Origin of the sequence: Gluconobacter sphaericus NBRC 12467 (genome assembly GCF_006539125.1) — a bacterium.
Classification (GTDB): Bacteria; Pseudomonadota; Alphaproteobacteria; order Acetobacterales; family Acetobacteraceae; genus Gluconobacter; species Gluconobacter sphaericus.
On the sequence record NZ_BJMK01000053.1, the window covers coordinates 1 to 9,030 of the forward strand.

Annotated in this window: 11 protein-coding genes and 2 pseudogenes; 6 read left to right on the forward strand and 7 right to left on the reverse strand. The window is 50.0% G+C overall.

All coding sequences use genetic code 11. The annotated features are described in order from the left end of the window. Together GSP01_RS13825 and GSP01_RS13830 are read right to left on the reverse strand one after the other, a co-directional pair. Positions 1-568, reverse strand: a pseudogene (locus GSP01_RS13825) (Hint domain-containing protein); the annotation flags it as partial. A 4-nt stretch (positions 569-572) separates the two neighbouring features. Further along, positions 573-1,856 (reverse strand): autotransporter strand-loop-strand O-heptosyltransferase, encoded by a 1,284-nt coding sequence (locus GSP01_RS13830; RefSeq protein WP_141354450.1) that lies wholly within the window; start codon positions 1,854-1,856, stop codon positions 573-575. Between the two features lie 233 nt (positions 1,857-2,089). On the opposite strand from GSP01_RS13830, the gene GSP01_RS13835 reads away from it, so the two are divergent. From GSP01_RS13835 to GSP01_RS13845, 3 genes are all read left to right on the forward strand, one after another. Then, a complete protein-coding gene (locus tag GSP01_RS13835; protein ID WP_141354452.1) occupies positions 2,090-2,686 on the forward strand; it encodes a recombinase family protein in 597 nt (198 codons plus the stop codon). A 175-nt stretch (positions 2,687-2,861) separates the two neighbouring features. Beyond that, positions 2,862-3,521 (forward strand): ParA family partition ATPase, encoded by a 660-nt coding sequence (gene parA, locus GSP01_RS13840; RefSeq protein WP_141354454.1) that lies wholly within the window; start codon positions 2,862-2,864, stop codon positions 3,519-3,521. Between the two features lie 27 nt (positions 3,522-3,548). Continuing rightward, positions 3,549-3,806, forward strand: a complete 258-nt coding sequence (locus GSP01_RS13845; protein WP_141354456.1) for a ribbon-helix-helix domain-containing protein — start codon at positions 3,549-3,551, stop codon at positions 3,804-3,806. A 39-nt stretch (positions 3,807-3,845) separates the two neighbouring features. On the opposite strand, the gene GSP01_RS13850 is transcribed toward GSP01_RS13845, so the two are convergent. From GSP01_RS13850 to GSP01_RS13860, 3 genes are all read right to left on the reverse strand, one after another. Then, positions 3,846-4,901: a replication initiator protein A gene (locus GSP01_RS13850; protein WP_141354458.1), complete on the reverse strand. Its 1,056-nt coding sequence runs from the start codon at positions 4,899-4,901 to the stop codon at positions 3,846-3,848. Between the two features lie 277 nt (positions 4,902-5,178). Beyond that, a complete protein-coding gene (locus GSP01_RS13855; RefSeq protein WP_141354460.1) occupies positions 5,179-5,538 on the reverse strand; it encodes a hypothetical protein in 360 nt (119 codons plus the stop codon). An 87-nt stretch (positions 5,539-5,625) separates the two neighbouring features. Continuing rightward, the gene (locus GSP01_RS13860; RefSeq protein ID WP_415505009.1) at positions 5,626-5,838 is read right to left on the reverse strand and encodes a helix-turn-helix domain-containing protein; all 213 of its coding nucleotides are present in this window, start codon (positions 5,836-5,838) and stop codon (positions 5,626-5,628) included. Between the two features lie 103 nt (positions 5,839-5,941). On the opposite strand from GSP01_RS13860, the gene GSP01_RS13865 reads away from it, so the two are divergent. From GSP01_RS13865 to GSP01_RS14830, 3 genes are all read left to right on the forward strand, one after another. After that, the gene (locus GSP01_RS13865) at positions 5,942-6,142 is read left to right on the forward strand and encodes a hypothetical protein (protein WP_141354463.1); all 201 of its coding nucleotides are present in this window, start codon (positions 5,942-5,944) and stop codon (positions 6,140-6,142) included. Between the two features lie 451 nt (positions 6,143-6,593). Further along, positions 6,594-7,760: a hypothetical protein gene (locus GSP01_RS13870; protein WP_141354466.1), complete on the forward strand. Its 1,167-nt coding sequence runs from the start codon at positions 6,594-6,596 to the stop codon at positions 7,758-7,760. A gap of 109 nt (positions 7,761-7,869) precedes the next feature. Next, positions 7,870-8,046: a hypothetical protein gene (locus GSP01_RS14830; protein WP_167495572.1), complete on the forward strand. Its 177-nt coding sequence runs from the start codon at positions 7,870-7,872 to the stop codon at positions 8,044-8,046. On the opposite strand, the pseudogene GSP01_RS13875 reads toward GSP01_RS14830, so the two are convergent. Then, positions 8,046-8,341, reverse strand: a pseudogene (locus GSP01_RS13875) (IS5/IS1182 family transposase); the annotation flags it as partial. The gene GSP01_RS14830 and the pseudogene GSP01_RS13875 sit on opposite strands and share 1 nt — an antisense overlap. A gap of 238 nt (positions 8,342-8,579) precedes the next feature. Beyond that, positions 8,580-9,030 (reverse strand): helix-turn-helix domain-containing protein (locus GSP01_RS13880; protein ID WP_141354469.1); only part of this gene is annotated, 451 nt, incomplete at its 5' end.

The following is a 9,030-nucleotide window of genomic DNA, read 5'->3' on the forward strand; positions in this document are numbered from 1 at the left end:
CACCAACTCCGCTGGATGCGACGATGTTGGACGTTACACCACCCGCGTATACGGCTACAGTATTGCCGGAGACAAATGTCCCGCCAGACAGGCTACCTCCGCTGCTTACTGCAACAATTGCGGCTCCAGAAACCGGACTTTCACTAAGCGCAACCCCGCTTTCAATGACGAGTGTTCCACCCGCACTTGTCCAATCAACTGTCGACAAATCCCGATAAGCTAGAATTGTACCACCCGACAGAACGTAAGTCGCATAATATTGCTCAGCTCCAGCATCAACTGTAAGAGTTCCGCCACTAAGGAGAGTAATCGTTGCTCCACTGTACCCTACAAGAGAGCCTCTCTGGACCTCAATAGATCCACCCGAAGAAACAGTGATATTTTCATCAAGCTTACCGCCACTGCTTACTACTATACTCCCACCGGAAGTTATGGTCCCGCTGCCGTATAACTCCCCCCCCGACAAGACAACAACTGCCGAATCTGAAGAGCCATAGAAATCACCTGGAGCGTCTGCCCCATTAACGGAATCATCGACGTACAGTATTCCTTCAGACACATAACTCATTTTATTATCCATTCATTAATTTTATCTTTCTTATTACCATATCGGAGGTAATAAGTTTTGTGCACTCAAACTGCCTTCCGGAGTTTTTGTGCCGCGGACACCACAAGAAATCGTGGTGATCAAAACGCTCCTTCGGATCATTCCAGCATGAATTACAGGTGTGCCAGTTGATTACGCGACCGGGCGTTTCAAATTCATTATTGGGGTGTGTAAATCCTGAAATCATGATCACAGGACAACCTGAAGACCATGCAAGCCAGGCTAAGCCTGAACTGCCCCCGATAAAAAAAGCTGCATGCTTAAGCCAGCGTGCCCGCTCTGCCAGAGGGCGATTTCCTGTCTGGTCTTCAGACCCATGGGGCAAGTGGTTCCACACCACGCCTGTTCCATGTTCGGCCTTCTGATCAATACAAACGACGCGATACCCTTGCTCTTTAAGCCACGTGATCAGTTCGCGCCAGCCTGTCGGGTTATTCCAATACTTACATTGGGAACTCGCCTGTACGGCGATACAAACGTAAGGCTCTTTTAGAGGACGGCTTTCGTCAGGCAGAGCAATCTTTGCAGGCTCTTCTTCGGAGGAAACCCCGAGAATATAGGCGGCTGTTTTATGTAGCCCGACATATCGGAAATCCGTCGGTTGCCAGTCACATGACACGTCATCAAAAAAAAGTCCTAAACTGTAGGTCGCATAGAATGTGTCTGTGAGTTTTTGGGCAATAACTTCCTCATGCGTCAAAAAACGAATATGGGGATATGCTTGTTCAAACAGGGGACGGATGAGACCTGAAAGAGCGCAGGTGACATGGGCTCCATGTGTTTTCGCAAAGCGGTTTGCATAGGGCATCCAGGCTAATGTGTCGCCAAGTGTGCCCACCGGGAACTGGATTAGAATCTCTTTATTTTGTGGGTCGAAGTGATGACTGAAACCCTGTTTCTCTGATTGTATGCCGTCTTGAGGTGGACTCACGATCCAAGCATCTATGCCAAAGCGGACATACCAACGCTTACTGGAGTGAATGAGACCTGTAGGGATGCCAGTTTTCTCGAAAAGAATATTGCCCGTATCAAGGTCTTTAAGTCGGACGTGCCATGTCTTTCCGTCTTCCAGAGTTGGTAGTTGAACACGACACCCGAAATTGAAATCAAACCGAATGCCATGATCCGCTTCTTGAGTTGGGACTGACGCTGAAGGGGGGTAGACGGGTTTATTAGATGCCTTGAGAGTGGAGGTATGTGTACTGCTTGAGGCTATATCTTGATCGCTAGATGTTGATCTCTGAGTCATTCAATTCAATAGCCTCAAAATTGCGCACGATAGGAGCAGCATTAATAATTAGTTAATAAAATTAAAATGGGCAACTAAATGTTTTTCAAGGAATGACATTATTATGTTTCAGTTGCTGTTTGGCTCGCGGTTATGTGCACACATGCTGTATCGTTTTATTTATAGTCTAATTGGGACAATCTGGAGCCGCGGTGTCTCAAGGGTTGCATGGTAGTTTTTCCGGAAGGGTTCAAATGGGACAGCGCGCGGTCATCTATTGCCGGGTTTCCACGGCTGATCAGTCATGTCTGCGCCAGAAAGACGAGCTGAAGCGGTTTGCCGAACGCGCAGGCTATGAAGTGTCTGGCATCTTCATGGAGACAGGATCTGGCGTCCGGGTGGATCGGGCCGAGCGGCAAAAGGTCATGGCACTGGCCCAGGCCCGTGAAATTGACGCCATTCTGGTGACGGAGCTGTCCCGTTGGGGGCGCTCGACCATTGATCTCATCTCCACGCTTCAGGAGTTGGAGAGCTATCGTGTGTCCCTGATCGCCATAACGGGGATGACGTTTGACTTAGCTACGCCACATGGACGAATGCTGGCGACAGTTTTGGCCGGGATCGCGGAGTTTGAACGGGATCTGATCAGCGAGAGGGTGAAGTCCGGTCTGGCCGCTGCCAGGGCGCGGGGGAAAGTTCTCGGCCGACAGAAAGGAGAGAGGCCGAAGTCGGATCGTCTGGCTCCGAAGGTTCTGGCGCTGGTGGCTGAAAAGCGGAGTTATCGGTGGATCGCCCGCGATCTGGGTATCAGTAAGAACACTGTTGCTTCCATTGTACAAAGGGAAAGGTAATACGTTACTGTGTTTATATGTTAACATATAAACATGATTGCATTATATAGGTGCTAACGGCATTGCTCATGAGTCATGTTTGTTTCGATTGAAATGGCGTTTTTTTTGAAGAAGATATTGAATTATTAAAATAATATAGCAATTAGTTAATGTGTTAACACGGAAACATGGTGGCATGAAAACAATCGCGATCATTAGTCAGAAGGGAGGCGCCGGGAAGACGACGCTTGCCCTACACTTAGCTACTAGTGCCAGTGCCGCTGGATACGTTTCTCTGATCCTCGATACCGATCCGCAGGCGACTGCAAGTTCATGGAAAGCGTGGCGGGGAGATGTCGAGCCTGATGTAGTGGATTGTGCGGCTCACGCCTTGTTATCAAGAAAGCTGGAACAAGCGTCCGAACTGGGCGCAGAACTATCGATAATAGATACCCCCCCACATGCCGATATTATGGCGCGTGAGGCGTGTCGTGTCGCTGATTTCTTGTTAATTCCATGCAGACCACGTGCTTTCGATATGGACGCTGTTAGAACAACGGCGGAGCTTGTGCGAGCCAGCGGCAAGCCTGCCTTCGTGATTTTTACTGCGGGTCCTCCTCGTGCGCCCCAAGTTTATAAGGAGGCGGCTGAGGTTGTGGCGCAGTTTGGTATCCCTGTTGCTCCTGTTGTGTTGCCAGAGCGTGCAGTTTTTCATCATAGCGTTGGTTCCGGTCGGACCGCGCAGGAAGCAGAACCGGAAAGCAAGGCTGCTGCTGATATAGCACTGTTGTGGAATTGGGTGTGTGATCAAGTTAACATGCCATCACACAAACAAGATGACACAAAATCACGTTAGTAATTATCTAAGATAAGGACATAGGACATGAGTCGGTTTGCTGGTCTGAAGAAAACAGTCACGCCATCGGTTGTGGAACCGGCAGCGCAAACGGTGGTAGAGAAAGCCCGCCCACGTAATCCGAGAGAAGGTAAGCGGGCTGTGGTGGGGTATTTTTCCCCAGCAGTTAGTAAGGGATTACATCAACTTGCACTTGATGCCGATACAACTATTCAGGGTTTGATCGGGGAGGCCATTGATGACTTGATGCGTAAGCATGGCCGTCATCCTTTTGGAGAGCGCTGACTATCTATTTAGATAGATTATGCTTGTATATTTGTATAATCAGGGTTGACCACGCTTAGCAAACCATGTCTCGCAGAATTTGATGAAATGCCGCTCAGGGTTCTTCGGAGCGATCTCGTTATCACCCAGCCACATGCGCCATTCTCTTTCGATATGATGCACATCCCACCCTGGCGCGATGTTTCGAGCGTCCCCATAAATATCAGGATCGAGCGCACCCATCCAAGCCTCGGCTGCTGGCTCAGCAGCTTTCATTGTGCCGCGATTGATGAATGTTACCATGTCTTTCTGAAGATCGAATTCGACATGGTAATCCGGTAGATGATCGCTTGCAGCGAGGTTCTTTATCATCTGTCGGAACAATTTTTCTGGGCTTTGAGAGCCTGATTTTTTTAGTAGGATCTCAAGAGAGACTTTCCATGCCGCTTGGTGACCGCAATGTTTGCGGGCGAGTTCATAAACGCGTCGTTCTAGCGGTTTGCGTAGCCGGAAATAATCACGATGCAGTGTCAGAACATCATTGCTTTTAATTGCGTTAAAGACCCAATCAGACAGCTTGATCTCGCAATGCAATAGGCGACCGTCGAGGCCAAGTTTGCGGCGGATGGATGAAGCGTCGATCAGGCCAAAACCGTCCACCTGTTCTTCGTCGCCTGTGACAATGTTAGTGCGGATACGTGTGCCTTCAAGGCGATCGAGGGCTTCGATAAGGGCTTTGTAGTCCTTACCTGCCGTACCGCGATTGGTGAAGATGAGTAAGTCACGGCTGCTGATCCGCACCCGTTGCGATACTTTTTCTCCGGCCTTTAGTTTCGCCATGATCTGCGAAATACAGTAGATCAGAATATCTTTATCATAGATTGTAGCAAGGCCCTTCACGCTTGGCGTGATTTCCAGCCATTGTCCGTTATGTTCATAGCGACGAACGGACGTCTCGGGTTTTTTCGACAAGGAATAGAACGGATGCTCCATTTGAGGCATTACGTCCTTAAGTACGGCATCTGCCACGTCGCAGATGAATAAATCATGCTGCGGATGACGCTCCGGTAGGAGAGCTTCATGAACAACAGGTAGATTCGGGGTTTCAGATACCATGCTTTAAGTTCGGGGTTTTAAATACCCGTGTCAAGTGATTCGGGGTTTTAAATACCAAGATTCGGGGTTTTAAATACCAAGATTCGGGGTTTTAAATACCAAATCAAAAAAAAATCCATAATTTCTTATTTTATATCAATGTGTTAAATGAATTCTGAAATGGCTTAACACAGAATCTAACACCTATTTAACACCCTCTTTAATCATTTGATCTGTGGATAACTCACAAACCTTAAAAATTTCCCTCCAAATCTTTCTTGAGATGCCTCTTCATCCGTTACTTTTTCACTGCCTCTGACGTCGGTTCATTCAGCGACCAGCAGCGTGATGTCGGGACGTTCTGATCTGTTCCCGGCGTCGGGGCCGTCAGAACGCAGAGTACGGTCTGTTTTTGCCGGAACAACGTGAAAAGGGCTCCTGAGCCGCCATAATCCGCTGTAGTCGTAATCCGGTAGCCTTTACTCAACAGGCTCGCCAGAGAGTCCGGGACTGGCTTCAGCGTTGTTGGAACGGCCAAAGGGTTATAGGGCGATTTAACTCCTGACGGAGGCAGCCAGTCTTCTGCGTTCTGGGCAAAGCCTGAAGCCGGTAAAAGAAGGAGCGTCAGGGCCATAAAAATCGGCGACAGGTGTTTCATGATGATGTCTCCTGTTCAGATCCAAAACAGCCTGCGGGTCTCCATCAACGCGCGCAGTTTCTCACGTTTGCTTTCCGGCAGGAATGTTCAGTCGAGGCTGAACGGCTTCAAGAACTCCACAGGAGTTGTCTCAAGCGCTTGCGCCAGTTCATACAGTGTCACAACTGTCGGGTTACGGTGACCCCGCTCCAGACCGCTCAGATACTGCTGGCTGAACCCGGAGCGTTCTTCCACCTGCTCCTGGGTTAGCCCTTTCTCCTGCCGCAGGCGGGCAAAATTCTTCCCGACAAGTCGTTTCATGTCCATGCAGGGACCGTGACGACTTACACACTATAAGTTTATCAACTATAGTATGTAATCATTCATGCCTTTGCATTTCCTCTCTCTTGCCAGGAAGAAATCCATGCCGCAGCCGCGCCAGAAAACTGTCAATCTCAATGTGAAAGTGACTGAGACAACCATCCGGGCATTAAGCCGGACAGCCGCTCTTCGGGATACAACTCAAAAAGAGGTGCTGATGCGCGCCCTGCTGAAAGCCGGGATTGAAATTGACCCTCACGATCTCGGAGAGAAGCGCGCGGTTCCCTGGCACGAACGTCCCTGACGAAGAGTTTGTCCTCTCTTCAACCCTGTTCTGACAGATTGTTGGATTGCGTCTGCTGAGTAGCAGATGAGCGGCTCAGGACATTGGGGGAATGTCCTGAGCCCTGGGGTAAGCGGTTGTGGCCGCTCTGAAGTCACCCGCTGAGTAAGCTGTAGGCCTGAACAGAGAGTGTCTTGTTCGCGAGGCGTCTCTCTCTCTCCGTTTCCCAGTATGAAAATTTCTCTGGCCCAGGGTCAAGTCAGATGTGTGGGCGGCACATTCTTCCTCATTTGCGCGTGAGGAACTTCTTATTATAAAGTTGCGAAGCTCATTTTTTATCGACGTTTTTTTAATTTATATGATGTTGCGATAGCGTGAGTTATCATGCCTTATCGTACATATTCGAGCGTTTCCATGAGTTTCCAAGACGCCGCTGAAAACTGCGGTTTCCGGGATTGAGTGAAGGTGAGAGATGCAGATCCCGGTGCACAAGACATCCGTCATGCAGGCCATGCAAAGTGCTGTGGCCCGTGGATATACCTGGCATGTCTCCGGGGTTGTCTCGGCAGAGAAACTGCTGGCGCTCGAAGAGAAATTTGCCGAGCGCTATGACATAGGACTGTCCCGTTGGCAGCGCTGTCGTCAGCGGCAGAAGGGCGCAGCCGGTGTGCGTTTCTTCGCATACCCCGAACAGGGAACGACGCGTTTCCTGTGGTGGCTGCTCTTTACGGATGGAGAGAACGCAGCCTTTCAGCGGGAACATGGACGCCGACAGGTTTCAGACAAATACGGTCGCTTGTCCTGGGGAACGGAGTTCGAGCTGGCTCAGTTGCCGAGCCTGAAAGCAAAGCCCACCTGGTCCTGGCGGATGACCCGGGAGCGTGTGCAGGAATGGCAGGGTGAGATCAAGGCTGCGATCCGGACCACACGCAGTGATGATGCCATCAAGGCTGTTATGGCGCGTTTGGTGCGGTTGCCAGGGTTCAAGGGGGTGAGGCAGCAGGTCTTTGAACTGCACGGCTTTGCAAAAAAAGACTGGGGGCGGATCAGACGGAAGGCAAACTCCTGGAAACCACCGGCACGTCCGGGCTACGTGCGCTTCCGGTCTGATGAGGCTGTTTCAGCCGCTCGGGTCGTACAGCGGTTGCTGATGGGACAAGAGCCTTTCGGGACAGATCCCGTCATTTCAAAACAGGAGAGGCCTGAGGAAGAAAGAATGGCCGTTGTGAATGAAGATCGTAAGACAGGGTTACCCATTCCTCGGGGACGGGATGCCTGTCGGGTGCTCCTGATCCGGGAAACGGAGCAGATCCAGACATTCATTGCGGAGCGTTGGTCGTATGAATCAATCCGTCTTTGGCTTTTCGATCGTTATGGGAAAGCGTTCGATATTCCGCTGCCAGCCTTTCGGGAGCGGGTCCGGCGGGCTCTGCAGGTGAAAGCCGCACCTGTTCTGAAAGAGACATCCAAAACCACCATCCAGCCTGCTCCAATCGTTGAGCAGGCTGAAGAGAAGAAGAATGAACAGCCAGAGAAAAAGCGACATCTGACCTGGGAAGAAAAGCGGGCAGGGCGGTTTCCTGGAAATGGGACAACGGTCGTCCATAACAGCAAGCCTAATCGGGATGAGCTTTATTGACAGCAGGGAAAAAGTTCTGCGTCCTTGCATGTTAAAGAAAGTGGATTTTTTTGACGCGTTAGTTTGACGTGTTAGGAAAAATGCAGATTGCTGACTACGTCAGGATGTCATGTTAACGCCAACCTACCTTATTCGGTATTTGCCGCCTCAGACGGAGATAGAAACGGTTCCGGTTCTCAAGGCGCTGGTCGAGGCCAATAAGGCTCTGGCGGAACTGAAGGGGCGGGCGACAACCATTCCCAATCAGGGAATCCTGACGAAACCCTCTTTGTCCATGAAGTCCTAATTGGCTTTCGAGCGATAGGCGGTGTCTGCCCAAACGGTTAAGGCTGTATTGGTTTTATCCAGAAGGCCTTCGCGCAGTCTGGCACCATCACTGGCAGCAGCATCCATTGTCTTCCATTCTCGGATCAGTCGGAACTTCCGGTCGATGGAAACATGCGATTTATAGCCAAAGAACGGAATGGCGAGGTTCGTGGCCGGGAGCATCCCGTCCTCCTGCCGCTTTGCCTTCGTTAACTTCAGCGTCCAGCGGGCTTGTCTTCCCAGCCTTCGGGGATCCGTCCTGCCTGAAGATCGGCAGATACCCGGCTGCTTCATGAGCCATCCCCCAATCATCCCAGAAAAGGTGGAATCACACAGATAGGCGCCCAGAACCAGAGGTTTTTGGGATCCTCCACGTGAGCGAAGCCTGCGATCGCTGTATTGCTGCGCGCACGGCGTGCGTGGTCGTGACGTATCTGTCCCATAAGGCTTCCCTCCACTCTCGTGAAAATACCACACCATTAAAACACGGCACTAAAAACCTAGCGTTATATTTTATGTATTTCTTTGTCTTTCCATATATTTCTGGGCATTGATTTTTCTTTCAGGTGTAAGAGCTCTGTAAAGAGTGATCAGAGTATCTTCATCTGAAGAAATAAGACGTTTTACTGGTTTAGATGAGACCCCATCTAGAAATAAATTGATGGGAACACCAAAAATTTCAGCGAGTTTCGGAAGATATTTTTGAAGATCTCCCGTTCTTCCGGTTTCAAGTGCAGCGACAGCAGAACGACTGATATTGAGCGCTTCAGAAAGTGCAAGCTGGCTCATATTGGCGGACTTGCGGAGGGTAAAGAGCTTTTGTGCCAACTCGAGTGTTGGGGACACGCGGGTTTCATCAATTTCAGTAAGGGACGCCTGGGCACTTTTTATCCATTTTCGAAAAAGATAGTGAGCGCATCTTTTTATATCTGATTTATTGTTCAATATCTGAAATTCTATACTA

What these genes read in the sequence shown, in the direction of transcription:
- GSP01_RS13850 (WP_141354458.1), bottom strand. Translation starts at nt 4,901, where the DNA reads ATGGTATCTGAAACCCCGAATCTACCTGTTGTTCATGAAGCTCTCCTA.
- GSP01_RS13865 (WP_141354463.1), top strand. Translation starts at nt 5,942, where the DNA reads ATGCCGCAGCCGCGCCAGAAAACTGTCAATCTCAATGTGAAAGTGACT.
- GSP01_RS13860 (WP_415505009.1), bottom strand. Translation starts at nt 5,838, where the DNA reads ATGAAACGACTTGTCGGGAAGAATTTTGCCCGCCTGCGGCAGGAGAAA.
- GSP01_RS13870 (WP_141354466.1), top strand. Translation starts at nt 6,594, where the DNA reads ATGCAGATCCCGGTGCACAAGACATCCGTCATGCAGGCCATGCAAAGT.
- GSP01_RS13845 (WP_141354456.1), top strand. Translation starts at nt 3,549, where the DNA reads ATGAGTCGGTTTGCTGGTCTGAAGAAAACAGTCACGCCATCGGTTGTG.
- GSP01_RS13855 (WP_141354460.1), bottom strand. Translation starts at nt 5,538, where the DNA reads ATGAAACACCTGTCGCCGATTTTTATGGCCCTGACGCTCCTTCTTTTA.
- GSP01_RS13830 (WP_141354450.1), bottom strand. Translation starts at nt 1,856, where the DNA reads ATGACTCAGAGATCAACATCTAGCGATCAAGATATAGCCTCAAGCAGT.
- GSP01_RS13835 (WP_141354452.1), top strand. Translation starts at nt 2,090, where the DNA reads ATGGGACAGCGCGCGGTCATCTATTGCCGGGTTTCCACGGCTGATCAG.
- GSP01_RS14830 (WP_167495572.1), top strand. Translation starts at nt 7,870, where the DNA reads ATGTTAACGCCAACCTACCTTATTCGGTATTTGCCGCCTCAGACGGAG.
- parA (WP_141354454.1), top strand. Translation starts at nt 2,862, where the DNA reads ATGAAAACAATCGCGATCATTAGTCAGAAGGGAGGCGCCGGGAAGACG.